Genomic DNA, 24705 nt, shown 5'->3' with positions numbered 1-24705 from the left:
TTGGATTCCGCGCCATTTGGCGCTAGCGGCGGGCGCGATGGAACAGCTTGAACCTACACTCGCCGCAATCGCTGCGGCAGACACGATCGATGCCGTAGAGGCCCTGCGCGTCGCCGCGCTTGGCAAGCAGGGCTGGGTCTCCGCGCTGCTCAAGTCGCTGGGCGGCATGAGCCCCGAGGAGCGCACCAGCACGGGCCCCCGTATTCACACCGCGCGCGAGGCGGTGGCCACCGCGCTGGCCGAACGCCGCGCCGCGCTGGAAAGCGCCGCGCTCGAGGCTAAGCTGGCGGCCGAAACTGCAGATCTTTCGCTCCCCGCGCCCGCTGCCCAGCGCGGCAGTGTCCATCCCGTCAGCCAGGTCATGGACGAACTGGCCGAGATCTTCGCCGACATGGGCTTCGCCGTCGCCACCGGGCCGGAAATCGAGGACGATTGGCACAACTTTACCGCGCTCAACATGCCTGAAACCCATCCGGCGCGGGCGATGCACGATACGTTCTACTTCCCCGATAAGGATGCGCAGGGTCGTTCGATGCTTCTGCGCACGCATACCTCGCCGGTGCAGATCCGCTCCATGCTGAGCCAGGGCGCGCCCTTGCGCGTCATCGCCCCGGGCCGCGTCTACCGCTCCGATAGCGACGCCACGCACACCCCGATGTTCCACCAGATCGAAGGCCTTGTCATCGACAAGGGCATCCATCTCGGCCACCTCAAATGGACGTTGGAAACCTTCCTCAAGGCCTTTTTCGAGCGCGAGGATATCGTCCTGCGCCTGCGCCCAAGCTACTTTCCCTTCACCGAACCCTCGGTCGAAGTCGATGTCGGCTACACGCTCGTTAACGGCAAGCGCGTCGTCGGCGGCAGCGGAGATGCGGCCAATGGCGGCTGGATGGAAGTGCTCGGCTCCGGCATGGTCAACCGCAAGGTGATCGAATTCGGCGGGCTCGATCCCGATGAATGGCAGGGCTTTGCCTTCGGCACCGGCGTCGACCGGCTCGCCATGCTGAAATACGGGATGGATGACCTGCGCGCCTTCTTCGATGGCGATGTGCGCTGGCTCCAGCACTACGGTTTCGGTGCACTAGACGTGCCCACCCTTTCCGGCGGCGTGGGAGTGCGCGCATGAAGTTTGCCCTCTCCTGGCTGCAGGCCCTGCTCGACACCAAGGCCGATGCGCGGCAGATCGCCGAAAAGCTCACCTCGCTCGGGCTCGAGATCGAGGGCGTGGAGGATGCCTCTGCAGCCCTCACGCAGTTCCGCGTCGCCCGCGTTCTCACGGCGGACAAGCACCCGCAGGCGGACAAGCTGCAGGTGCTCTCGGTCGACCTTGGTGACGGCAACCCGCTGCAGGTGGTTTGCGGTGCCCCCAACGCGCGCGCAGGCCTGATCGGCGTGCTCGGCCTCCCGGGCGCGGTTGTTCCGGCCAACGGCATGGAACTGCGCAAGTCCGCCATCCGCGGCGTCGAATCCAATGGCATGATGTGCTCGACGCGCGAGCTTGGCCTTGGCGAAGAGCATGACGGCATCATCGAGCTTCCCGCCGATGCGCCCGTCGGCACCAGCTTTGCCGATTACCTCGGCTCCGATCCGGTGTTCGACGTTGCGATCACGCCGAACCGGCCGGACTGTATGGGCGTCCACGGCATCGCGCGCGATCTTGCAGCCGCCGGCCTCGGCGTGCTCAAACCCATCGATGCCAAGCCGGTCGCCGGCAGCTTCCCCTGCCCCGTCAACATCCGCACCGATGATCCCGAAGGCTGCCCTGCCTTCTACGGCCGCGTCATCCGCGGCGTGAAGAACGGCCCCAGCCCGCAGTGGCTGCAGGACCGCCTGAAGAGCGCGGGCCAGCGCCCGATCTCGGCGTTGGTCGATATCACCAACTACGTCATGCTCGGCTATGGCCGTCCGGCCCACGCCTATGATCTTGCCAAGCTCACCGGTGCGGTCGTCGCTCGCCGTGCGGTCGAAGGCGAGACTTGCCTCGCGCTCAATGGTCGCGAATACCCGCTCCAGCCATGGATGACCGTAATTGCCGACGACAGCGGCGTCCACGATATTGCCGGCATCATGGGCGGCGAACATTCCGGCTGTTCGGAGACGACCACCGACGTTCTCCTCGAAGTCGCTTACTTCACCCCGGCCAACATCGCCCGCACCGGTCAGGCGCTGGCGCTGACATCGGATGCGCGCGGCCGCTTCGAGCGCGGAGTCGATCCGGCGTTCCTCGATACTGGCCTCGATCTGCTCACCGGCCTCATCCTCGAGATCTGCGGCGGCGAGCCGAGCGACTTGATCCGCGCTGGCGAGCCCCCGCTCGCACGCAAGAGCTTCGTCTATGATCCGGCGCTCGCCGGCAATCTCGGCGGGATCGATGTGGCCAACGGCGAGCAGAAGCGCATCCTCGCCGCGCTCGGGTTCGACGTTTCCGAGGAATGGGCCGTCACTGTCCCCACCTGGCGTCCCGACATCGACGGCGCGCCCGACATTGTCGAGGAAGTGATCCGCGTGCACGGCCTCGATGCCGTCCCCTCTACCCCGCTGCCGCGCGCAGACGGTGTCGCCAAGCCCACCGCCACTGCGGCCCAGATGCAGGAGCGCCGCATTCGCCGCGCCGCTGCCGCGCGCGGACTCAACGAGGCGGTTACCTGGTCGTTCCTGCCGACCATAGAAGCCGAGCATTTTTCGGAAGGCGCATCGGATTCCGGGGCAGGCCTCTGGACCCTCGCCAATCCGATTTCCGAAGACCTCAAGACCATGCGCCCCTCGTTGCTGCCGGGCCTTCTTGCGGCCACGCGGCGCAATCTCGATCGCGGCGCCAGCACAGTCCGCCTGTTCGAGATCGGCCGCCGTTATCTGCGCGGAGTGGGCGGCGCGAGTGACGAGCAGCCCAGCCTTGCTGTCGTCCTCGCGGGTGAAGCGAACCCGCGCGGCTGGGCAACTGGCAAGGCCAAGCCCTTCGACGCCTTTGACGCAAAGGCTGAGGCGCTCGCACTCCTCGCCGAAGCTGGTGCCCCGGTCGAAAACCTGCAGGTGATGGGCGAAGCCGGCAGCCAGTTCCACCCGGGCCAGTCGGCTACCTTGCGCCTTGGACCCAAGACTGTGCTCGCGCGCTTCGGCCTGCTTCACCCTACCACTGCCAAGGCCTTCGACCTCGACGGACCGGTTGCGGTGGTTGAACTGTTCCTCGACCGGATCCCGGCGCGCAAGGGCCCCGGCAGCTTCGCACGCCCGCACTTCGCGCCGCCTGCGCTGCAGGCGGTTACGCGCGATTACGCCTTCCTTGTGCCCGCCAGTCTCCCGGCGGGCGATCTGCTGCGCGCTGTGCGCGGGGCGGACAAGGCGAACGTCGTCGCGGCGCGGGTGTTCGATGATTTCCGGGGGCAGGGCGTACCGGAGGGGCAAAAGTCCCTCGCTGTCGAGGTCACTTTGCAGCCGGCCGAGAAGAGCTACGACGAGGCGGCTCTGAAGGCGATCAGCGAAAAGATCGTGGCAGCCGGTGCGAAACTCGGTGGGGTGCTGCGCGCCTGATTCGCCTCGTATTCGGGGATGCAATGACTGATCTGATCACCATTGCCAGCGCGGGCCTCACCGCCCGAATCAACCCGCTAGGGGCGGAGCTTTCCTCGCTGGCTGACGCCGCAGGCCGCGAGTACATGACCGATGCGGACCCGGCCTTCTGGTCGGGCCGCGCCCCCCTGCTCTTCCCCATCGTCGGCGCGCTGGTGGACGATACGCTGCGGGTTGATGGGCAGGGCTACCACATGCCCAAGCACGGCTTCGCCCGCCGCAGCGCCTTCGTGCTGGCAGAGCAAGCGGCGGACCGCGCTGTGTTCCGGCTGGAAGACAGCGCCGAAACGCGCGCCAGCTATCCCTTCGGCTTCGCGTTGGAGATGGCCTTCGCGCTTTCCGGCATGACGCTGGCGATGGAGGCGACCGTCCACAACACCGGCGATGCTCCGCTGCCTTTCAGCTTCGGTTATCACCCTGCGTTTGCCTGGCCGCTTCCCGGCGGCGCCGCGAAGGCTGTGCACTGCGTGCTGTTCGAAGCCGACGAGCCCCAGCCGATCCGCCAGCTTGAAAAGGCGAGTGGGCTGATCCAGCCGGATAGCCTGCCTACCCCGGTTGCCGGCCGCCAACTGGCGCTCGATCCGGACCTGTTCCGCGCCGACGCGCTGATATGGTCCGAACTCCACAGCCGGCGCCTGTCTTATGGCGCAGACGGCGGCGCATGGCTCGATGTTGCGTTCCCGGACAGCCCGATGCTCGGCATCTGGCAGGTGCCCGGCGCACGCTACATCTGCGTCGAGCCATGGCAGGGCCATTCCGATCCGGTAGGCTATGCGGGGGATTTCGGCGACAAGCCCGGCGTGGTTACGCTGCAGCAGGGAACCAGCCGCAGCTTCCGCATGGACGTGACGGTTCGTCCCGTATAGGCGCGCTCCATGAGTTCCAATCGCCGCACCTTTGCCATCATCTCGCACCCTGACGCGGGCAAGACCACGCTGACCGAGAAGCTGCTCCTCCAGGGTGGCGCGATCCATCTGGCCGGCGAGGTCAAGGCGCGCGGCGCGGCCCGCCGCGCCCGGTCGGACTGGATGAAGATCGAGCAGCAGCGCGGGATTTCGGTCACCTCCTCGGTCATGACCTTCCAGAAGGACGGCGTGGTCTTCAACCTGCTCGATACACCGGGCCACGAGGACTTTTCCGAAGACACCTACCGCACCCTCACCGCCGTCGATTCCGCCATCATGGTGATCGATGCGGCCAAGGGCATCGAACCGCAGACGCGCAAGCTGTTCGAGGTCTGCCGCCTGCGTTCGGTGCCGATCATCACCTTCGTCAACAAGGTCGACCGTGAAGGGCGCGCCGTGTTCGAGACACTGGATGAAGTGGCGGACGCGCTCGCGCTCGATGTCTGCCCGATGTCGTGGCCCATCGGCATGGGCGGAATCTTCGAAGGCGTGCTCGATTTCGCCACGCAGACCATCGCCCGCCCCGAAGGCGACAGCCGCGAATTCCTCGGCAAGCGTGATCCGGTGACTGACGGCGCGATTCCGGCGGATATTGCCGAGGAAATCGAGCTCGCCCAGATGGGGTACCCCGAATTCGACCTGACCGCGTATCGGAATGGCGACCTGACCCCGGTCTATTTCGGCTCGGCGCTCAAGAACTTCGGTGTGGCGGAAATGATCGATGCCATCGCCCGCTATGCCCCGCCGCCGCGCCCGCAGCCGAGCGAGAGCGGGACCATCGAGCTCGATCACCCCGAAGTCACCGGCTTCGTGTTCAAGGTCCAGGCCAACATGGACCCGATGCACCGCGACCGCATCGCGTTCATGCGCATGGTCTCGGGCACCTTCAAGCGCGGCATGAAGCTCACGCCATCGGGCCTCGGCAAGCCTATCGCGGTCCATTCGCCGATCCTGTTCTTCGCGCAGGACCGCGAGATTGCCGATACCGCCGAGGCGGGCGATATCATCGGCATTCCCAACCACGGCACCTTGCGCGTGGGCGATACCCTGTCGGAAAAGAACACCGTCCGCTTTACCGGCCTGCCCAATTTCGCCCCGGAAATCCTGCGCCGCGTCCAATTGAAGGATCCGACCAAGACCAAGCAATTGAGGAAGGCGCTCGACGACCTCTCCGAGGAAGGCGTGATCCAGGTGTTCTATCCCGAAATCGGCGCGCAATCGATCGTCGGCGTGGTCGGCCAGCTCCAACTCGATGTGCTGATCTCGCGGCTCGAGGCCGAATACAAGGTCGAGGCGGTGCTCGAGCCTTCGCCCTTCGATACCGCCCGCTGGCTCAAGGGGAGCGATGCCGCCTTGCGCACCTTCGCCGATTTCAACCTCTCGAACCTCGCCAAGGACCGCGACGGCGATCCCGTCTTCATGGCGCGCTCGGCGTGGGATGTCGGCTACCAGCAGGAACGCAATCCGGAGCTGACCTTCAGCGCCACCAAGGAAAGGTAAGCCCCATGCGCATCGCGGTCACGGGAAGCAGTGGCAAGCTCGGCAAAGTGGCCGTGGCGGCGCTCCGCGCGGCGGGTCACCGCGTCACCGGCTTCGATATCGTCAGCTCGGTCTATGGCGATGACACCGTCCGCCTCGATTGCGCGGATTTCGGTGCGGTCATGGGCGCCCTGTCCGGAGTCGATACGGCGGCGCGGCGCTTCGATGCGGTGCTCCACCTCGCCGGCATCCCGAAGCCCGGTGCGACGACGGACGAGGCCGCCTTCCGCATCAACGTGATGGGCACCTACAACGTGTTCTCCGCCGCCGCGCGCCTCGGCATCGGCCGCGTCGTCTGGGCCTCCAGCGAGACGATCCTCGGCCTGCCGTTCTCCGACCCCCCGCAGTTCGCGCCCATCGACGAGACGCATCCCCTGCTACCCAATTGGTCCTACGCGCTCGGCAAGCGATTGGGCGAAACCATGGCAGACGAATTTGCGCGCTGGCATGGCGGCCTCGCTATCATGTCGCTGCGCTTCTCCAACGTCTACGTAGCCGAAGACTATGCCGTTCTGCCGCAGATCCAGGCCGATCCGGCCAGCCGCAGATGGAACCTGTGGAGTTACATAGACGTCGAGGACGCCGCCGAAGCCTGTCGCTGTGCGCTTGAGGCCTCCACCACCGGTCACGAGGCCTTGATCATTGCGGCGGCGGACAACCTGATCGGCCGTCCCTCGCGCGAACTTATGGCCGAGTATTTCCCTGCGGTCCCCCTCGCCGAAGATCTCGCCGGCGAGGCGGCCTTGCTGTCATCGGCCCGCGCCGGTGAATTGATCGCTTTTCAGCCCCGGGTCTCCTGGCGCGACCGCACCTGACGGACCAAACCGCACTTGCGGCCTGTTCGCACCTGCGGCACAGACGGTGGATGACACTGCTCGGCCCCACCTCGAACACCTTCATTTCGCAGCGCCTGCGCCTCCACTACGTCGATTGGGGGAATGCGGACAAGCCGCCGCTCCTTCTGATCCATGGCGGGCGCGACCATTGCCGCAGCTGGGATTGGACGGCAGAGGCCCTGCGCGACGACTGGCACGTGATCGCGCTGGATCACCGCGGTCATGGCGACAGCGACTGGGCGTCCGATGGCAACTACCGGACCATGGACATGGTCTATGATGTCGCGCAGCTCGTGCACCAGCTCGGCCTCGCGCCCGTCACCATCGTGTCGCATTCGTGGGGCGCCAATGTCTCGCTGCGCTATGCCGGCCTGTTTCCGGAAGATGTCGCCAAGCTCGTCGCGATCGAGGGGATCTTCCCGACGCCCGATTGGGAATTGCGCATGAAAGACGTGCCGTTTGCCCGGCGCGTTCGTGATTACATCGCCGAAAAGCGCAAGGCTGCCGGCCGTCTGCCGCGCCGCTATGCCACGCTCGAGGATGCCTATGCGCGCATGAAGTCGGAAAACCCCTACCTCACCGACGTGCAGGCTCGCCATCTCACGATCCACGGGATAAACCGCAACGAGGACGGGACGTTCACCTGGAAGTTCGACCCCTACGTTCACATCGATCACCCCTATGACATTTCTACCGAGCGCAAGCACGAGCTGTGGGAGGCCATCACTTGCCCGACCCTCCTGCTCAACGGCGCGGATTCCTGGGCCGGCAATCCGGAGCGCGACGGGCGGATCAAGCATTTCCGCGATGGCACGGTGATCGAGTTCGAGAACGCCGGGCACTGGCTCCACCACGACCAGTTCGACCGCTTCATCGCCACCTTGCGCGATTTTCTCTGATGGCGGATTTTTCCGATCGCATTCTCCCGCAGCACGAAGTGATGATGGGCGCGCAGAGCGTCTTCTTCGTCGCGACGGCCGCGGCGGATGCGCGGATCAACCTTTCTCCCAAGGGGTATGACAGCTTTCGCGTGCTGGGCCCCAACCGGGTCGCCTATCTCGATCTTGCGGGCTCGGGCAACGAGACGCATGCACATCTCATGGCCGATGGCCGCATCACGATCATGATGTGCAACTTCGGCCAGCCACCGCTGATCCTGCGCCTCTATGGCACCGGCCGTCCGGTGCTTCCGCAGGACGCCGGGTGGGAAGAGCTCGCCGCCCATTTCACGATCCTGCCTGGCACCCGCCAGATCTTCGATATCGCGGTCGATAGCGTACAGACCAGTTGCGGCTGGGGCGTGCCCGTGATGACACTCGGCGAGGAGCGCAAGACCCTGGTCAAGTATCACGCCGGGGCCGATGAAGTCGCCTGGATGGCCAAGACTTCCGGCCGCACCCGCAGCATCGACGGCCTGCCCTCCACGCCCACGGATCGCTTCTTCCGAGGCAGTTGAGCGCGGCTGCGGCTGCCTGTTTTTTGGGCAGCCGAGGAATTCTGCTCAAGATTCGAGCGGGCCTGACACGTAGTATTCCGCAGTAGCGAAAAAGATTCCTCCTGATTCCAGTGCTCCATGAGTTTGGCATGGTGCTTGCTTTGTTTGTCGAGCCGGCAGGTCGTCCGGCGAAAAGGCCGCAAAGGGGGCATGAATGAAATTCATCATCGCCATCATCAAGCCGTTCAAGCTGGACGAAGTGCGCGAAGCGCTTTCCGGGCTGGGCGTTGCCGGGATGACGGTGTCGGAAGTGAAGGGTTTCGGCCGGCAAAAGGGCCAGACCGAGATCTACCGCGGCGCCGAATACTCCACCAACATGCTGCCAAAGGTGAAGATCGAGATCGCTGCGAGCGACGATCTGACGCCGCAGATCATCGAGGTGATCCAGCAGACTGCCAGCACCGAGGCGATCGGCGACGGCAAGATCTTCGTTCTCGATCTTGCGTCCGCCACCCGCATCCGCACCGGTGAAACCGGGGATACCGCGCTGTGAGCGGCCTGTATTCCAGTGCTGGGTCGGCAAGCGCGGTGGGGACCGCCACTTCTGACATGAGGGGAACTTCGATGATCCGTAAGATGATCGGCGGGGTCGTGGGTGCGGGCTTTGCGCTCGGTACCGCGTCCACCGCCTTTGCCCAGGCGGCCATGATCAAGGCGCCGACGGTGGCCCAGCAGGCCACAATGGTGAACAAGGGCGACACCACCTGGATGCTCGTTTCGTCCGTGCTCGTCCTCATGATGAGCATCCCGGGCCTCGCGCTGTTCTACGGCGGCCTCGTCCGCACCAAGAACATGCTTTCCGTGCTCATGCAGGTGTTCATGATCGTCTCGATCGCGGGTCTGCTTTGGGCAACCTACGGCTACAGCCTTGCCTTCACCGGCGGCTCGCCGTTCATCGGCGGCTTCGGCAAGGCGCTGATGGCTGGCGTAACCAGCGGGACGTTCTCCGCGACGTTCTCCAACAACGTCTACATCCCCGAACTCAGCTACTTCGTGTTCCAGATGACCTTCGCCATGATCACACCGGCGCTCTTCATCGGCTCGTTCGCGGAGCGCATCAAGTTCACGCCGCTCATGCTGTTCGTCGTGCTGTGGTCGACCTTCGTCTACTACCCGGTCGCGCACATGGTGTGGTACTGGGCGGGTCCGGACTTCCTGGCTGATGCTCCCACGGACGCCGGCTTCCTCTATGCCAAGGGTGCGCTGGACTTCGCAGGCGGTACCGTCGTGCACATCAACGCCGGTATTGCGGGCCTCGTCGGCTGTCTCCTGCTCGGCAAGCGCCTGGGCTATGGCAAGGAAGCCACCCCGCCGCACTCGCTGACCATGACCATGATCGGCGCCTCGCTGCTGTGGGTGGGCTGGTTCGGCTTCAACGCGGGCTCGAATCTTGAATCCAATGGCGTCGCTGCGGTTGCCTTCGTCAATACCATGCTTGCCACTTGCGCTGCTGCGGTGAGCTGGGCGGTGATCGAGCAGATCGTCCACGGCAAGCCTTCGATGCTCGGTGCCGCTTCGGGTGCCGTTGCCGGCCTCGTCGCTATCACCCCGGCCTCTGGCTATGGTGCCCCGATGACGTCGATTGTCCTCGGCCTCGTGGTCTCGCCGCTGTGCTTCTACTTCGTCAGCACGGTGAAGAACAAGTTCAAGTACGACGACACGCTCGACGTCTTCGGTGTTCACTGCATCGGCGGCATCACCGGGGCGCTTGCCACTGGCATCGTCGCCTCGCCGGCGCTCGGCGGCCAGGGCGTGATTGATTACACCAAGTTTCCGTCGGTCGCCGCCCCTGCCTATGACATCGCGGCGCAGCTCGTGATCCAGCTTGAGGCGGTGCTCATCACGCTTGCCTGGTCCGGCATCGGCACGGCGGTGATCTGGTTCGTGCTCGACAAGACTCTCGGCATGCGGATCAGCGAGGAAGGCGAGCGCGAAGGCCTCGACATCGCTGACCACGGTGAGCGTGCATACAACTACTGATCGGCATCCGCCGATTGGCAACTACCGATTGACCAGCTTGGCGGGGCCAGTGGGTGAGATCCTCTCCCTCTAGCCCGACAGGGCCCCGCCAGACCATGTTCCTCCTGCGAACAGACTAAGGCCGGAAGCACAATCGTGCTTCCGGCCCTTTTTTTGTTTTGAAACAACCCGCTGTTGATCGGCGATTGACTGCATCGCGTCCGTTAACCTTCCCACAACGGCCTTAGGTTACATACCTAATTTGAAGTGAGTGGTTAACCGAAGGAATGGCGGAGTGGTGCTGCGCAAGGCACGCGGTGTTTTCGGACTCGGGGCAGTCGATGCTCCGGCTTCCCGCACGTCTGAAGGTGAGGCCGCGGCCCTGTGCCATACTTACGAGGATCTTGGCCTCGGCTTCTTCTGGTCGACCGACGCCGAAGGCTCTGTCACCTATCTCTCTCCCGGAGCCCATGCCCTCTTGGTCGAGGACGGCACCGCAACGGGGCGGAGCTTCGTTGACTTGTTTCTGCGCACCGGCAACGAAAGCGAGGGGGAACGCACGCTGCCCTTTGCCTTCGCGCGCAAGGGCCGCTTCGAAAAGCTGACGGTTCGCAGCGAGCGCACCGACGGCGAGACGCTGTGGTGGTCGGTCTCGGGCGAACCCATCCTTGTCCGCGGCGAGTTCGCTGGTTTTCGGGGCCACTGCGAGGACATCACCGGCGAGCGGCGCTCGGCCGAGGAAAGCTCGCACATGGCGATGCATGACGCGCTCACGGGGCTGCTCAACCGCCGCCGCATGTCGCAATTGCTCGAACGCACGCTGACACAGTGCTCTCAGCAGCGCGGCCCTTGCGCGATTATGCTGATCGATCTCGACCGGTTCAAGCAGGTCAACGATACGCTGGGCCACGCGGCGGGCGATGCCCTGCTCAAGCAGGTTGCGGCGCGCCTTGTCCGCGTGGTGGGCGACAAGGAGAAGGTCAGCCGTCTGGGCGGCGACGAGTTCCAGGTCATCATGCCCGGGATTGAGGATCGCGGCGTACTCGGCGACGTTGCCACCAGCATCATCACCAGCATCTCGCAGCCCTACACGATCGATGGCAGCCGCTGCCTGATCGGCGCGTCGGTCGGTGTCGCTGTCTCTCCTTTTGATGGGGACGACAGCGACAGTCTGGTTCGCAATGCCGACCTTGCGCTTTATGCCGCAAAGGGTGGCGGGCGCGGGCGCTTTCGCTTCTTCAGTGCCGACCTGCTAAAGGCGGCGGCCGATCGGCGTCTGCTTGAGGAAGACCTGCACGACGCTTTGCAGAAGGACGAACTGGAAATCCATTACCAGCCCGTCGTGCGCGCTGCCGACAACCATGTCGTCGGGGTCGAGGCGCTCGTGCGCTGGAACCACCCCGAACACGGGCCTGTCAGTCCCGCCCGCTTCATCCCGATTGCCGAGGAATCGAATCTCATCAAAGGGATCGGCGAATGGGTCTTGCGCCGTGCCTGCGAACAGGCCGTGGCCTGGCCGGGCGGCCTGCGGGTTGCCGTCAACGTCTCGCCGGTGCAGTTCGCCGACGACGGTTTCCCGGCATTGGTCGCCAGCGCGCTGGCCAATTCGGGGCTTGAACCCGAACGGCTCGAGCTGGAAATCACCGAAAGCGTGTTCCTGCAGGAAGGCGGCGCCACCAACGACCGCTTCAAGGCGCTCAAGGGTCTCGGTGTCCGCCTCGCGCTCGACGATTTCGGCACAGGCTATTCCTCGCTCGGCTATCTGAAGACCGCGCCTTTCGACAAGATCAAGATCGACCAGTCCTTTGTGCGCGGCGCGACCGAGGCCGGCTCGCGCAATCGCGCGATCATCGCGGCGATTGTCGCGCTGGCGCAGGCGCTCGAAATGGACACGACTGCGGAGGGCGTCGAGAGCTTCGACCAGTTTGATCTGATGAAAAGCCTGAATGTCACGCTGGTTCAGGGCTACATCTACAGCAAACCCATCCCCAATGACGAGTTCGTGGCCAAGCTGAACGAAGGCAATTGGACGATTGAGCCCTCCGGCCCGGCCTTCCAGCGCCATGATCGCCAGGCCATGTTCCGCCGTATCGGCGCGATCCACGACAACCACTACTACCCGGTCGTGCTGCGCAACCTGTCGGTTTCCGGCGCGCTGATCGAAGGTCTTGTCGATGTGCCGATCGGCACCGAGTTCGTGATCGATCTCGGCGAAGGGCAACTGGCCGTCGCCCGGGTGCGCCGCTCGCGCAAGCGCCAGCAAGGTCTGGAGTTCGAGCAGGCGCTCGTGCCCGATGGCAATGGCGGCTTGTGCACCCGCCACCGCGCTTCGCCCTATCAGCTTGCCGCGGCAGGTCTGCCGCAGAGCCCCAAGGGCGATGGCATCCAGCCGATCGGCCCGCATCTCATCGGCGGGGGCGGCGAGGACGGCAAGGCTTCGATGCCGGCGTTTGCCATGGCGAGCGACTGGAAGGGCGCCGCGCTCCGCGCCGAAACCTGATCCCGGGATCATCTGCCCGCGCGAGATGGTTCCCTTGGCGCGGCAAGCCCGCTAAGGCGCGCCGATCATGTCTGATCCGTCCGCCCAGCCCGCCGCCGCCCGTCCTGTGCCCAAGCCGTGGATCGCGGCGATCCATCCCTATGTGCCGGGCAAGTCCACGGGCACGGATGGGCGCGTGCTGATCAAGCTCTCTGCCAACGAGAACCCGCTCGGCACCAGCCCGCTGGCCCGGGCCGCGCGCCTCGGCAGCGGCGCGGGTGCTGGCGATCCCGCACGCTATCCCGATCCCGAAAGCCACGCCTTGCGGGGCGCGCTCGGCGCGCTGCACGGCATCGATGCTGCACGGATCGTGATGGGCACCGGCTCGGACGAACTCCTCAACCTTGCCGCACAGGCCTTTGCCGGGCCGGGTGATGAGGTGCTCTACCAGCGCTATGGCTTCTCGGTCTACGAGATCGCCGCAAGACGCTGCGGCGCGGAGCCGGTCGTGGCAGCGGACCGCGACTATGCGGCGGACGTGGATGTCCTGCTCGGCGCAGTCACGGCGCGCACGCGGGTGGTGTTCCTCGCCAATCCGAACAATCCGACCGGAAGCTATCTGCCCCGCGCAGAGCTTGCCCGCCTCCATGCCGGCCTCCCCTCGGATGTCCTGTTCGTGGTCGACCAGGCCTATGCCGAATATGTGGACGCCGATGCCGAAGACGGCGCGTTGGACCTGGCCGCTGCGGCCGAGAACGTGCTCGTCACACGGACGTTTTCCAAGATCTACGGCCTGGCCGGGGAGCGGGTGGGCTGGGCGACCGGCGCGCCGCATCTGATCGACATGCTGAACCGCATTCGCGGGCCCTTCAACATCACCGTCACCGCGCAGGCCGCCGCACTGGCTGCGCTGGACGATCAGACTTTCGTCGCGGCTTCGCGCGAGCACAACCGCGCCGAACGGACCCGCTTTGTCGCCGCGCTGGCAGCGCTCGGCAACCACGGCCTGCGCCCGCTGCCGAGTGAGGCCAACTTCGTGCTGATCGAGTTCACCGGCGCGTTCACCGCGGAGCAGGCCTACAACGGCCTCATGGACCATGGCTTCATCACGCGATGGCTGCCGGGGCAGGGCCTGCCGCAATGCCTGCGTATCACCATCGGCACGGCAGACGAGATGGACCGTGTTGCCGCCGTGCTGCGGCAGATGGCCGAAGTGGCGCGATGAGCGGGCCGGTCCCGTTCGAGAGGGTAGCCGTCATCGGGCTGGGCCTGCTCGGCGGCTCGGTCGCGCGGGCCGTCCATGCACACTTGCCCGATGCGATCACCACCGGCTTCGATGCCGATCCTGCCGTCCGCACCCGGGCGCGGGAAATCGGCCTTGCGAACTTCGTGCCCGATACCGTGGCCGAAGCGGTGACGGGGGCCGATCTGATCGTGCTGTGCGTGCCTGTCGGGGCGATGGCCTCCGCCGGCGCGAGCATCGCCGCGCATCTGGCGCCCGGCGTGATCGTGACCGACGTCGGTTCGAGCAAGGCCAGCGTCGCCAAGGCTCTGGCCGAGGTTCTGCCCGGCGTCACCGTGATCCCTGCGCACCCCGTGGCCGGCACCGAGCAGAGCGGCCCCGATGCCGGCTTTGCCGCGCTGTTCCGTAATCGCTGGTGCATTGTGACACCGCCTGCCGGCGCGGACGAGAAAGACGTGGCGCGGGTTTCGGCTTTCTGGGAAGCGCTCGGCGCGCGGGTCGAGAGGATGGACGCCGAACATCACGACCGCGTGCTGGCCGTCACCAGCCATCTGCCGCACCTTATCGCCTACACCATCGTCGGCACCGCCTCGGACCTCGAGGAAGTGACCCAGAGCGAGGTGATCAAGTATTCTGCCGGCGGTTTCCGGGATTTCACCCGCATCGCCGCCTCCGATCCCACGATGTGGCGCGATGTGTTTCTCAGCAATCGCGATGCGGTGCTGGAAATGCTGCAGCGCTTCAGCGAGGACCTCACCGAACTGCAGAAGGCGATCCGCAAGGGTGATGGCGCGACGCTGTTCGAAACCTTCACCCGCACCCGCGCGATCCGCCGTTCGATCATCGAGATGGGACAGGATGACGCCCGGCCCGACTTCGGCCGCAGCCACGAAGACTAACTCAGCAAGAACATTGCCGAGACGAGGATCATCACTGCCGTTGCCGCCCAGCCGCCGATCTTGAGCAGCGGCGGCAGGGTAAGCCGGCCCATGACCTTGGGGTTGCTCGCCGCGAGCATTGTCATCACCATCAGCGGCGGGGCGAGCAGGCCGTTGATCACTGCGGTCCAGTAGAGGGCGTGCATCGGATCGATGCCGATCAGGTTGAGCGCGACCCCGCCCAAGACGGCCACCACGATCGCCCCATAGAACGCCTTGGCCTCGTGCGGCTTGCGGTCGAGCCCCTCGGCCCAGCCGAAGGTTTCCGAAAGCGCATAGGCCGCCGACCCTGCGAGTACCGGTACCGCCAGCAGGCCGATCCCGATGATCCCCACGGCAAAGAGCAGGAAGCTCAGATCCCCGGCAATCGGGCGCAGCGCGCTGGCAGCCTGATCGGCCGAGGCGATCTGGTTGATCCCGTGCGCATGAAGCGTCGCTGCCGTGGCGATCACAATGAACAGCGCCGTCACGCTCGTTACCCCCATGCCGAGCAACGTGTCGGTGCGCATGCGTGACAGGCCCGGTCCGGCAGCGCGCGGATGCACGCCCAGAGGATGGGTGTGCAGCCGGTGCTGCTCTTCCACTTCCTGTCCGGCCTGCCAGAAGAACAGGTAGGGGCTGATTGTCGTACCCAGCGCCGCGATCACCGCCATCGCGGTTTCGCGGTCAAAGCTCAGTCTGGGCACCAGCACGCCGCGAATGACTTCGGCAGGGGAAATCTCGGCCACGAAGGGGACGAGGATATAGGCGAGCAGCGAGAGCGCCGACCACTTCAGGATGCGCGTATAGAGCGCATAACTCACGAAGATCTCGAGCAGGACCGAGATCATCCCGAACAGTGCGACATAGAGCAGCGTCGGCCCCGGCAGCAGCAGATTGAGGGCTGCCGCCATGGCGCCGAGATCGGAGCCGAGATTGATCGTGTTGGCAATGAGCAGCAGCAGCACTGCGAACCACAGCACCGGCTTTGGATAGTGCCGCTTGAGGTTGTGCGCGATGCCGTGCCCGGTCACCGCGCCAATACGGGCGCAGATCAGCTGCGTCGCGACGAGCAGCGGATAACTGAACACCATGATCCACGCGAGGCTGAAGCCGAACTGCGCGCCGACCTGGCTGTAGGTGCCGATCCCGCTCGGATCGTCGTCCGCCGCACCGGTGACGAGGCCGGGGCCAAGCACCTCGCCCCAGGTGCGGGCGTCGGCCTCAGTGTGGCGCTCATCCATGCGGGCATCTTCGATGGTCATGGGTTCAACCCGTTGATCGCGGCATGGACGCGGGCCTCGATTTCCTCGCGCGGCAGGCCGGGCGGGATCTCTGCGCCAAAGCGGTAGCGGATCGTGCCCGGACGCTTCCACAGGCAGTGGTAGAGCGGCCCGCTGTCGACCGCGACCGGCACGACCGGCAGGCCGAGCATCTTGTAGAGGCCGGCAAAACCGGCCTGCAGCGCGGGCCGGGTGCCATGGGGCACGCGCGTGCCTTCGGGAAAGATGATCAGCGGCCGTCCGTCCGCCGTCCAGCGGCGGGCCTCGGCCAGCATGGTGCGAAGCGCGCTGGCTCCGCGGGCCCGGTCCACCGCGATAAGGCCATAGCGCGTGCCGATCGCGCCCCACAGCGGGATCCGCAGCAACTGCTCTTTCGCGAAGACGACGGGGAAGGGGTACATGTGGGGCAGTTCGATCGCCTCGAAGAAGGATTCGTGCTTGATCGCATAGAGTACGCCAGAACGCGGCACGAAACCCCCGGCATCTACGCTGATGCCAAGCAGGCCGCGCACGCAGGTGCGGTGCCAGGTCGACCAGATCCGCACCACTTCCTTATAGCGGTCCCGCCCCAGCAGAATGGCCCCCAGCGCCACGAACACCAGCAGGACCGTGCCGCCGTAGAACGCACTGTAGAAGGCCAGGCTGCGCAGCACGTCGCGCAGGCGCGGGGCGGCATTGCGCTGGCTCGACATGGTCTGCCCTACCACCCCGCCAGCCAGGCAAGCACGCGGGCGATCAGCTTGTTGTATTCGATGAACAGCGTTTTCATGCTGGGCCGCGAAGGCACGGCATCGGGCAGGATTTCCACGCCGCGTGGCGCGGCCATGGCTAGATCGAACTCGGCACGGCGCATGTGCCAGTCGGTGGTGACGAGCCGCACCGAAGTGATGTGTTCGGCGGCGATCCAGCGGGCCGCTTCCAGCGCGTTGGAGCGGGTATCGACCGATTCGAAGCCGAGCGTTACGCAGCAGGCGAGGAGCTCTCCCGAGACCTTGTATTCGGCGGCGAACTCGGCCGGCTTCACTTCGCTGGCCACGCCCGCGATCAGCACCTTGCGGGCGTGGCCAGCGCGCAGCACATCGATCGCGCGGGGGATGCGCCCGCTGGCGCCGGTCAGCGCGATCACGCCGTCGGTTTTCTGCGGGCCCGCAGGGCGCGGCAGGGCCAGCGCGAACCAGAGGAAGCCCAGAACCCAGGCAAGCATCACCGCCGCACCGATCCGGCGCAGCAGTCCCGGGGGCTTTCGCATCCGTGCCATCTCAGAGCATTCGCCTGAGCGCGGCAAGCACCGTCATCCGCGCGGTTAGCACGGCAAGCGCCACGCCGGCGAGCGGGATCGCGGCAATCACCAGCCAGTCCTGCCAATGGAGCACCGCACCCGCCACCATGCCCGAGCCGAGCCCGGCGAACTGGCGCGACAGCGCGGCGATGGTGACGACGCCGAGCAGCAGGCCGGCAAGGCCGCCCGCCGCCGCATCGAAGGCCATCGACCGCTGAAACACCCGCGCGATCTGCCGGTCGGTTCCGCCCAGCATGTGGACGATTTCGATCGTTTCGCGGTGATTGCCCAGCGCATTGCGCGAGGCGAGCAGCACTGCGGCCATCGTGGCGAGCGCAAGCAGCGCGATAAGGCCGCCGGCCAGCCACTGAAGCGTGCCGATCGCACTGAACACCGGAGCGAGCCACCCGGCCTGCGCATCGACACGCGCCGCAGACGCGGCAGGCACGACGAGCGCGCGCAGGTGCGCCACCCGGTCCGGCGTGGCCGCGCCTTTCAGGCGTACGTCGATCAGTGCCGGGATCGGCAGCGCCTCGACGTCGTCGCCCGGGCGCGTGCCGAGCCACGGTTCGACCAGCGTGTTGAGCTCTTCCTGCGCCACTTGCCGCGCTTCGGCCACTTCGGGAGCCTTGTGCAGCACCGCCAGCACCGCGGCGGCTTGGCGGACGCGCTCTGATGGCGCGGCGGTGACGATCTGCACCGTCACGCCGCCTTCAAGATCGGCACTGGCGGTTTCGGCGGCGTTGCGCAGGGCAAGGCCGCTTGCTGCGGCCACCACCGTGAGCGAAATCATGATCGCGATGACCCACGGCATCGGTCCCGCAAACTGCCCTTCGGGCAGCAGGCGCGGATCACTTGCCGCGGCCGGGGCGCGCCAGCGCTCGAACAGGGATGAGAGGAGGCCCATGTTGCAGCCGGCTCAGAGCGTGGACTGCGTGCCGGCGCCCGGGGCCATCCCGGGGCGGCGCGGTGGATAGCGCAGCGCGCCGGTTGGATCGCTCAGCCGACCCTTGTCGAGCCGCATGATCAGCGATTCCGGCACTTTGCGGATGAGGTGGACATCGTGAGTGGCGACGACCACGGTGGTGCCGAGGCGGTTCAGGCTTTCGAACAGGCGCAGGAGCTTGAGCGCCATCTCGGGATCGACGTTGCCGGTCGGCTCGTCGGCCACCAGCATGTCGGGCCGGGCGATCACCGCGCGGGCGATGGCGACGCGCTGCTGCTCCCCGCCAGAAAGCGTGGCGGGGCGGGCGTGCTGCCGATCACCGAGGCCGACCCAGTCAAGCATCTCACCCACTGGCCGCGCGATGTCCCGCTCGCTGACTCCCGCCACACGCAACGGCAGCGCCACGTTGTCGAAGGCGGAAAGATGGTCAACCAGCCGGAAGTCCTGGAACACCACGCCGATGCGGCGGCGAAAGCCCGGCAGTCGCTCGCGCGGGAGGGTTATCGCATCGGTGCCGAACAGCCGGATCAGCCCGCGCGAGGGGCGCTGGGAAAGGTAGAGCAGCTTCAGCAGGCTGGTCTTGCCCGCGCCGCTGGCCCCGGTGAGAAAGTAGAAGCAGCCGGGATAGAGCGTGAAGGAGACATCGGTCAGGATCTCCTTGTCCGTTCCGTAGCGCAGTCCGACGTTGTCGAACTGGACGATTTCGGCGTCAGGCTGGCTCATGTCAGGCGTTGCGGTCCCGGTGGGTTGTTTTCGCACGCGGCGCGTACGGCACGTGCAGGGGCTATAGGGCGCAATCGATGTGGAAAAAAGGGCAGGTGAGCACTTCTCCCCGCCTGCACCTATTGTTTCCCGGCATCAGCCCATGCTTAACCGCCCCATGATCATTGCGTGCCCCGCCTGCTCGACGCGCTACGTCGTCCCTGACAGTGCGGTCGGTGTGGATGGCCGAACCGTGCGCTGTGCCAAGTGCCGGCACAGCTGGTTCCAGCACGGCCCCGAACTCCCGCCGCGGGAGGTCCCTGCCGCTGCGCCGCCCCCCCAGCCGTCTTCCCCCCAGCCTGTGCCGCCGTCTCCGGTTCCGTCCGTTTCGGTACCCCCTGCACCGCAGCCCGATCCTGAAGATGTCGACCTGCCGGCCGAGCCCGTTCCGGAACCGCCCGTGGTGCCACGCCCGGTTGTCCGTCCCGCCATCCGTTCCGCGGACGACGGCTTCGAGGAGAGCGCATCGAGCTTCGATCACCAGCCTCCGTTCCGTCCACGCCGCAACACCGCGAAGCTCTGGACCATAGGGGGTGTGGTATTCGCCGTGCTTGTGGCGGTGCTGATCGCCCTCGCGTCGTGGCTCGGCTTGCCGCGCTGGCTGCCGACGACGCACGGCACGTTCGGTGCGGGCAATCCCGATCTCGTCCTGTCGTTCCCGTCCGAACGGCAGGATCGCCGCACCCTGCCCAACGGCACCAAGTATTTCGGGGCGAGCGGCACGGTGACCAATGTCGGCAAGGAACCGCAGGAAGTGCCGCCGATCCTCATCGTCCTGCGCGATAGCAAGGACAAGGTGGTCTACACCTGGGATGTCACCCCGCCACGCGAGATGCTGAAACCGGGCGAAAGCGTGACGATCAACGAAGCGGTCACCGATGTCCCCAACAGCGCGACAGTGGCCCAGATCGGCTGGAAGCCGGAATAAAAAATCCCCGCTTGGTTGTTGCGCCGGGCAGGGTCCTTTGCTAGGGGCCCGCCTCTACCCCGGCGGGGCAGCCTTTTCGAAGGCCTTCCCGCTTACGATGTGCGGTCGTGGCGGAACTGGTAGACGCGCAACGTTGAGGTCGTTGTGGGCGAAAGCCCGTGGAAGTTCGAGTCTTCTCGACCGCACCATCTCTCCTGTAATTGATGGCCCACAGGGCGGCAATGATACTGCCGGGGCTGCCTCCTTGCAGCAGGCCCCGGCAGCGCCGTCCGTGGCGGGTTCCTATTCGGGAATCTGCCAGCGGATTTTGTTGGCATAGCGGCCGACGACCGGATTGCCGTGCTCGTCACGCGCCGGGTTGAATCGCGCGCGTTCACTGACGCGCGCGCAGGTCGCCGCATCGAGATCGGCCGAACCGCTCGAGCGGGTGATCCGGCAATCGCGGACCCGCCCGTCCGGGCTGATGGTCAGTTCGAAGCCGGTCACGCCCTGCTGGCCCCGGTGCAGCGCGGACGAGGGATAGTCCGACGGCGAGACCCACATCCCCGGCATGCCCAGCGGCGCGGCAGTGCGTGGTGTGAAGGTGGGGCTGGCCGACGCAGTGGGCGTGGGCAGCAGGGGGCCGGGGCCGATCTCGCCGCCGGCCGGGACGATGGGGCCGAGATCGATCTTGACCTCCGATCCCGGCAGCGGCTCCTGCGGGAGCAGGACATCGGGCGTCGGCTTGGTGTCCTGCGTGCGCGGGGGGACCTTCGAGGCTGGCTCGGTGGTCGGTTTCGGGGTTGGCGGAGGCATGAAGGTCCAATCCTTCAGTGCATGGCGCTCGATCCGCTGGATCATCCCGCCGGCAAACCCGGTGAGGATCGCCAGCGCCATCACGCCATGCACGGCACCGACAGCGCCCAGCGCAACGATCCGGCGGTGATTGGTCTCGGGAGTAACGTAGGCCATGCACACTCTCCTCGGCTGTGCCGGACAGCGCGGGCCGCGAGGAAGAGCAACGGGGGCAAAACGAACAATCCCGATGCAAGCGACACGGGCCGTACGACGTTTTATGGTATATCATTACCACGTTGCTCAACCCGGTGCGAGAAGAATCTCAACCAAATCGGTGGAGTATAAGTTGCATCGCGCAACGGATTATCGGAAGCTGGCAGCGGCCAGGGCCGGAAATGAAGCGACGACGTTCACGGCGAGAACTGAAACCGAGACAGCGACGCTCACCAGGCGGGATCGAAGCGACATCGCGAGGACTCCTTGAAGACGTTGCGGGCACCGGCGGAAGGGGGGAGCCGATGCCCGCCGAGGTGTCAGGCTGGGATCAGCGCAGCTGGCCGAGCGGTGACGACCGGGAAGTCGATCTCGGTCTGGAAGGCCGAGTTGACGTAGTTGGTCCAGGTGTTGAGCGCGACGTGCTGGACGATCTCGAGCGCCTGCGCATCGGTGTAGCCGGCAGCGCGCACCGCCTCGACTTCAGCCGCGCTGACGTGGCCGCGTGCCTTCACCAGCTGAGTTGCGAAGCGCACCGCAGCATCGGCCTTGGGATCGTTCGAGGTGCCGTTGCGGTTGGCGGTGATCTCCGCATCATCGAGCCGGGCAAGGTTCTTGCCCAGATAGGTGTGCGCCGAGAGGCAGTAATCGCAGCCATTGAGCTCTGCCACGGCAAGCGCGATCCGCTCGCGCGTGGCGGCGGGCAGCTTGCCCTTGCCGAGCGCGCCGTTCATCGCGAGGTAGCCTTCCAGTGCGGCGGGGCTGGTGGCGACGAGGCGGTGGAGGTTGGGGACGGTGCCGAGCGCCTTGTTCACGGCTTCGAGCAGCGGCCGCGAGGCTTCTGGAGCATCGGCGACACTGGCGGGTGTGGGGATACGCGACATTTCGGGGGAGACCTTTCCTTGGGGCAGACCGGCATCTGACGGTGATCTCTAGGTAAGCCCTTCCGGCAGGTGGCAGTATCCGCTAGCTCGGCAATGCATCCTTCCATAAAACGGAACACTTCAATGGACCGCTTCGAGGCTATGCGCACCCTGCTCGCCGCTGTGGACGGGGGTAGCCTGTCCGCCGCCTCGCGCGCGTTGAACACGCCGCTGCCCACGGTCAGTCGCCGCGTTTCCGATCTCGAGGCGCACCTTGGCGCCCAACTGCTGGTGCGGACAAGCCGCAAGCTGATCCTGACAGAGGCAGGCGAGGCCTTTGTCGGTTCAGCGCGGCGGCTGCTCGAAGATCTCGCCGATGCCGAACGCGCGGCCAGCGGCGAATACCGCGTGCCGCGCGGAGAACTCCTCGTCACCGCGCCCATCATGCTCGGCAAGCTCCATGTCGCACCGGTGGTGCATGCGTTCCTCGCGGCCTACCCCGATGTCACCGTGCGACTGGTGCTGTCCGATTCCACGATCGACATCGTCGAGGCGCATGTCGATGTCGCGATCCGGATCGGCCAGTTGCCGGATAGCGATCTGGTCGCGCGCAAGCTGGGCGATGTCCGCTGGATCGTCTGCGCCAGCCCCGACTACCTTGCCCGGCGCGGCACACTGCGGGCGCCCGCCGATATTGCGCACCACGAATGCATCGCCTTCGAGGGGTTGCACTCGACCCGCACCTGGGGGATCGGCGTGGGGGCGGCAGCACAGCGGGTGGAAATCGTGCCGCGCCTTTCGGTGAATACCGCAGATGCCATCATCGATGCCGCGGTGGCCGGGCTCGGCCTTGCCCGCATCATGTCGTATCAGGCTGCGTCAGCGGTCGCCGATGGTCGGCTGGTGCCGCTGTTTGCTGAGCTCGGAGGCGATCCGGTGCCGGTCCAACTCGTCCACCGCCGCCAACGCAGCCAGCCGCTGAAGCTGAAGGCGTTCCTCGACTTCGCCGCCCCGCGCCTGCGCGAAACGCTTGACGGTGTGGCAGGCTGCTTCGGCTAGATCAGCCGACGGAGGCGATCCCCGGTCGGCGGCGATGCTGCGCGCGATGTACAGCTCGGCGCAGAGTTCCTTGAGTGCGGGAATGGTGTCGTCGCGCTCGATCATCGTCGGCACCGGGCCCGCGAGTGCGATCGCGGCGCGGTAGAGCGCCCAGACCTTGTCAGGCACCGGCTGGTCATGCGTGTCGATCAGGAGGCGCTCGCCCTGCATGTGGCCGGCCAAGTGGATCTGGTCGACGGCTTCCACCGGGATGCTCGGGAGATGATCGGCCGCGGCAAACCCGTGGTTCACCACGCTGGCGTGGATGGTGTCGATATCGAGCAGCGGGTTGCAGCCGGTGCGCCGGGCCATTTCCAGGGGTGTGGAGCACGTTCAGGGCGCAAAAAAGAAGGGACGGATTGCTCCGCCCCTTCCTCGGCCGAGGGCCTTGTGGCTCCGGTCGCTAGCTTGTTTCACGGGTGCTTACAGCAGCTTCCAGGTGATCGGCACCGTCACCGAAGTCGCCCCACCCGGCGGCGGCGGCACCGAGCCGGTGCGGCTCGGGAGGGCCAGCGCCTCGCGGTCCAGCACGGTCGATCCCGAGGGTGCGATCAGCTCGGCGCGCTCCACCGCGCCCGAGGCGGCCACGTAGATCTTCACCTTGGCGGTGCCCTGTTCGCCGCGTGCCTGTGCGGCCTTGGGATAGGTCTGCTTGGCGGCGATGGTGCGGGTCACCTGCTTGATCCAGTCCGCCGACTGGGCATGGGCCGTGCCAGCAAGGCTGGCGGCAGTGACAGCGAGGCCGAGGGCCAGGGTCTTGGCAGTCTTGAACATAGTGGATCCTTCCGGTTGGCGTGTGGTGCGTCCATCTGGCGGATGCCCTGTTAGATTCGCGCCAAGGCGGCTTAAGCACGGCACCGGAGGGCCGATTCACGGCAGTCGGGGCCTTGGGCGGCGGCAAACCTTGCTTCGCCGCGCACCTTGAAGGTTAATGTCTCGTTATGATGACCCGCCGATTCGTTCTCGCCGCCCTTCCTCTTGCCGCGCTGCTGGTGGCCGCCGCGCCGCAGAAGCCGGCGCCACTCCCGCCGCTCGCCCCGCCACGCCCACTTGCCGCCGTCGAGCGGGTGGCGCTGGTAACCGAGCTGGGCACGGTCGAGCTTGCGCTCGATTGGGCCCATGCGCCGATCAGCACCGCCAATTTCCTGCGCTACGTGGACGCGAAGCGGTTTGACGGAATCACGTTCTACCGGGCGATGCATCTTGCCTGGGGCGATCAGCCCAACGGGCTGCTGCAGGGCGGCCTGCGCGATCCGCGCCGCCTGTTTCCGCCCATCGCGCACGAGCCGACGAGCCAGACCGGGCTCAGCCACAAGGCCGGCGCGATCTCGATGGCGCGCAATGCGCCGGGCACCGCGACGGCGGACTTCTCGATCATGCTGTCGGACCTGACCGGACTCGACGCCGATCCGAAGTCGAGCGACCCGGAAGCGCAGGCGGGCTATGCCGTGTTCGGCAAGGTCACCGCCGGCATGGATGTGGTGCGCAAGATCTGGGAATCGCCGATCTCGCCAACGCTGGGCGAAGGGGGCATGCGCGGGCAGATGCTGGAAGCGCCGGTGAAGATCCTCACCGCGCGCCGTCTCCCGCAACCAGTTGGCTCTGCGCCCTGATCG

23 protein-coding genes, 1 tRNA gene and 2 pseudogenes are annotated in these 24705 nt (G+C 66.2%); 17 read left to right on the top strand and 9 right to left on the bottom strand.

The window, feature by feature from the left end; all coding sequences use genetic code 11:
- Positions 1-37: 37 nt before the first annotated feature.
- The 12 genes from pheS to AQZ52_RS01110 all read left to right on the top strand — a co-directional run bounded on the left by pheS (position 38) and on the right by AQZ52_RS01110 (position 14922).
- On the top strand, positions 38-1126 hold the full coding sequence (pheS, locus tag AQZ52_RS01165; RefSeq protein WP_067906127.1) for a phenylalanine--tRNA ligase subunit alpha: 1089 nt from the start codon (positions 38-40) through the stop codon (positions 1124-1126).
- Positions 1123-3528 carry a phenylalanine--tRNA ligase subunit beta gene (pheT, locus tag AQZ52_RS01160; protein WP_067906126.1) on the top strand — a complete coding sequence of 802 codons (2406 nt, stop codon included), beginning with the start codon at positions 1123-1125 and terminating at the stop codon, positions 3526-3528. The genes pheS and pheT overlap by 4 nt, the downstream gene beginning before the upstream one ends.
- Before the next feature lie 23 nt (positions 3529-3551).
- Positions 3552-4433: an aldose 1-epimerase family protein gene (locus AQZ52_RS01155; protein ID WP_067906125.1), complete on the top strand. Its 882-nt coding sequence runs from the start codon at positions 3552-3554 to the stop codon at positions 4431-4433.
- Positions 4434-4442: 9 nt separating this feature from the next.
- On the top strand, positions 4443-5972 hold the full coding sequence (locus tag AQZ52_RS01150; RefSeq protein WP_067906124.1) for a peptide chain release factor 3: 1530 nt from the start codon (positions 4443-4445) through the stop codon (positions 5970-5972).
- A 5-nt stretch (positions 5973-5977) separates the two neighbouring features.
- Positions 5978-6826 carry an NAD-dependent epimerase/dehydratase family protein gene (locus tag AQZ52_RS01145; RefSeq protein ID WP_067906123.1) on the top strand — a complete coding sequence of 283 codons (849 nt, stop codon included), beginning with the start codon at positions 5978-5980 and terminating at the stop codon, positions 6824-6826.
- Positions 6827-6876: 50 nt separating this feature from the next.
- The gene (locus tag AQZ52_RS01140) at positions 6877-7746 is read left to right on the top strand and encodes an alpha/beta fold hydrolase (RefSeq protein WP_067906122.1); all 870 of its coding nucleotides are present in this window, start codon (positions 6877-6879) and stop codon (positions 7744-7746) included.
- Positions 7746-8303 carry a pyridoxamine 5'-phosphate oxidase family protein gene (locus AQZ52_RS01135; protein WP_067906121.1) on the top strand — a complete coding sequence of 186 codons (558 nt, stop codon included), beginning with the start codon at positions 7746-7748 and terminating at the stop codon, positions 8301-8303. The genes AQZ52_RS01140 and AQZ52_RS01135 overlap by 1 nt, the downstream gene beginning before the upstream one ends.
- Positions 8304-8496: 193 nt before the next feature.
- Positions 8497-8835 carry a P-II family nitrogen regulator gene (locus AQZ52_RS01130; RefSeq protein WP_067906120.1) on the top strand — a complete coding sequence of 113 codons (339 nt, stop codon included), beginning with the start codon at positions 8497-8499 and terminating at the stop codon, positions 8833-8835.
- Between the two features lie 71 nt (positions 8836-8906).
- A complete protein-coding gene (locus AQZ52_RS01125; RefSeq protein ID WP_156424738.1) occupies positions 8907-10322 on the top strand; it encodes an ammonium transporter in 1416 nt (471 codons plus the stop codon).
- Between the two features lie 274 nt (positions 10323-10596).
- A complete protein-coding gene (locus tag AQZ52_RS01120) occupies positions 10597-12801 on the top strand; it encodes a putative bifunctional diguanylate cyclase/phosphodiesterase (protein WP_067906119.1) in 2205 nt (734 codons plus the stop codon).
- Positions 12802-12868: 67 nt separating this feature from the next.
- Entirely contained in the window at positions 12869-14005 is a 1137-nt protein-coding gene (gene hisC, locus AQZ52_RS01115; RefSeq protein ID WP_067906118.1) for a histidinol-phosphate transaminase, read from the top strand.
- Positions 14002-14922 carry a prephenate/arogenate dehydrogenase family protein gene (locus tag AQZ52_RS01110; RefSeq protein ID WP_067906117.1) on the top strand — a complete coding sequence of 307 codons (921 nt, stop codon included), beginning with the start codon at positions 14002-14004 and terminating at the stop codon, positions 14920-14922. Before hisC ends, AQZ52_RS01110 begins: the two co-directional genes overlap by 4 nt.
- On the opposite strand, the gene AQZ52_RS01105 is transcribed toward AQZ52_RS01110, so the two are convergent.
- The 5 genes from AQZ52_RS01105 to ftsE are packed head-to-tail and all read right to left on the bottom strand — an operon-like array spanning position 14919 to position 19171.
- Positions 14919-16205, bottom strand: coding sequence for an NRAMP family divalent metal transporter (locus AQZ52_RS01105; RefSeq protein ID WP_240481398.1), 1287 nt, complete (start codon positions 16203-16205; stop codon positions 14919-14921). The two genes, AQZ52_RS01110 and AQZ52_RS01105, sit on opposite strands and share 4 nt — an antisense overlap.
- The gene (locus AQZ52_RS01100; protein WP_067906116.1) at positions 16202-16915 is read right to left on the bottom strand and encodes a lysophospholipid acyltransferase family protein; all 714 of its coding nucleotides are present in this window, start codon (positions 16913-16915) and stop codon (positions 16202-16204) included. Before AQZ52_RS01100 ends, AQZ52_RS01105 begins: the two co-directional genes overlap by 4 nt.
- An 8-nt stretch (positions 16916-16923) precedes the next feature.
- Positions 16924-17472 (bottom strand): YdcF family protein, encoded by a 549-nt coding sequence (locus AQZ52_RS01095; protein WP_067909151.1) that lies wholly within the window; start codon positions 17470-17472, stop codon positions 16924-16926.
- 10 nt (positions 17473-17482) lie between these two features.
- On the bottom strand, positions 17483-18409 hold the full coding sequence (locus AQZ52_RS01090) for a cell division protein FtsX (RefSeq protein ID WP_067906115.1): 927 nt from the start codon (positions 18407-18409) through the stop codon (positions 17483-17485).
- Between the two features lie 12 nt (positions 18410-18421).
- The gene (gene ftsE, locus AQZ52_RS01085; protein ID WP_067906114.1) at positions 18422-19171 is read right to left on the bottom strand and encodes a cell division ATP-binding protein FtsE; all 750 of its coding nucleotides are present in this window, start codon (positions 19169-19171) and stop codon (positions 18422-18424) included.
- Positions 19172-19313: 142 nt separating this feature from the next.
- On the opposite strand from ftsE, the pseudogene AQZ52_RS19240 reads away from it, so the two are divergent.
- The 3 genes and pseudogenes from AQZ52_RS19240 to AQZ52_RS01075 all read left to right on the top strand — a co-directional run.
- Positions 19314-19424: pseudogene (locus AQZ52_RS19240) on the top strand (MJ0042-type zinc finger domain-containing protein); the annotation flags it as partial.
- A gap of 186 nt (positions 19425-19610) precedes the next feature.
- Positions 19611-20138, top strand: a complete 528-nt coding sequence (locus AQZ52_RS01080; RefSeq protein ID WP_338045496.1) for a hypothetical protein — start codon at positions 19611-19613, stop codon at positions 20136-20138.
- A gap of 101 nt (positions 20139-20239) precedes the next feature.
- A tRNA-Leu gene (locus AQZ52_RS01075) sits at positions 20240-20326 on the top strand.
- Positions 20327-20420: 94 nt separating this feature from the next.
- Here the strand turns inward: AQZ52_RS01075 and AQZ52_RS01070 are convergent.
- Positions 20421-21089, bottom strand: a complete 669-nt coding sequence (locus AQZ52_RS01070) for an energy transducer TonB (protein ID WP_067906112.1) — start codon at positions 21087-21089, stop codon at positions 20421-20423.
- A 359-nt stretch (positions 21090-21448) separates the two neighbouring features.
- Complete coding sequence (locus AQZ52_RS01065; protein WP_067906111.1) at positions 21449-22012, bottom strand: carboxymuconolactone decarboxylase family protein; 564 nt, start codon at positions 22010-22012, stop codon at positions 21449-21451.
- Between the two features lie 123 nt (positions 22013-22135).
- Here AQZ52_RS01065 and AQZ52_RS01060 point away from each other — a divergent pair, with 123 nt between their 5' ends.
- Positions 22136-23050 (top strand): LysR family transcriptional regulator, encoded by a 915-nt coding sequence (locus AQZ52_RS01060; protein WP_067906110.1) that lies wholly within the window; start codon positions 22136-22138, stop codon positions 23048-23050.
- A 30-nt stretch (positions 23051-23080) separates the two neighbouring features.
- Here AQZ52_RS01060 and AQZ52_RS17990 read toward each other — a convergent pair.
- Positions 23081-23401, bottom strand: a pseudogene (locus AQZ52_RS17990) (multinuclear nonheme iron-dependent oxidase); the annotation flags it as partial.
- 111 nt (positions 23402-23512) lie between these two features.
- The gene (locus AQZ52_RS01055) at positions 23513-23863 is read right to left on the bottom strand and encodes an energy transducer TonB (protein ID WP_067906109.1); all 351 of its coding nucleotides are present in this window, start codon (positions 23861-23863) and stop codon (positions 23513-23515) included.
- Between the two features lie 170 nt (positions 23864-24033).
- Between AQZ52_RS01055 and AQZ52_RS01050 the strand changes: the two genes are divergently transcribed.
- Positions 24034-24702 (top strand): peptidylprolyl isomerase, encoded by a 669-nt coding sequence (locus AQZ52_RS01050; protein ID WP_067909149.1) that lies wholly within the window; start codon positions 24034-24036, stop codon positions 24700-24702.
- Positions 24703-24705: the final 3 nt, after the last annotated feature.

The sequence above is a fragment of the Novosphingobium fuchskuhlense genome (assembly GCF_001519075.1).
GTDB lineage: Bacteria > Pseudomonadota > Alphaproteobacteria > Sphingomonadales > Sphingomonadaceae > Novosphingobium > Novosphingobium fuchskuhlense.
Note: the sequence above shows the minus strand (reverse complement) of the source record. Positions and strands in the feature narration are given on the sequence as shown.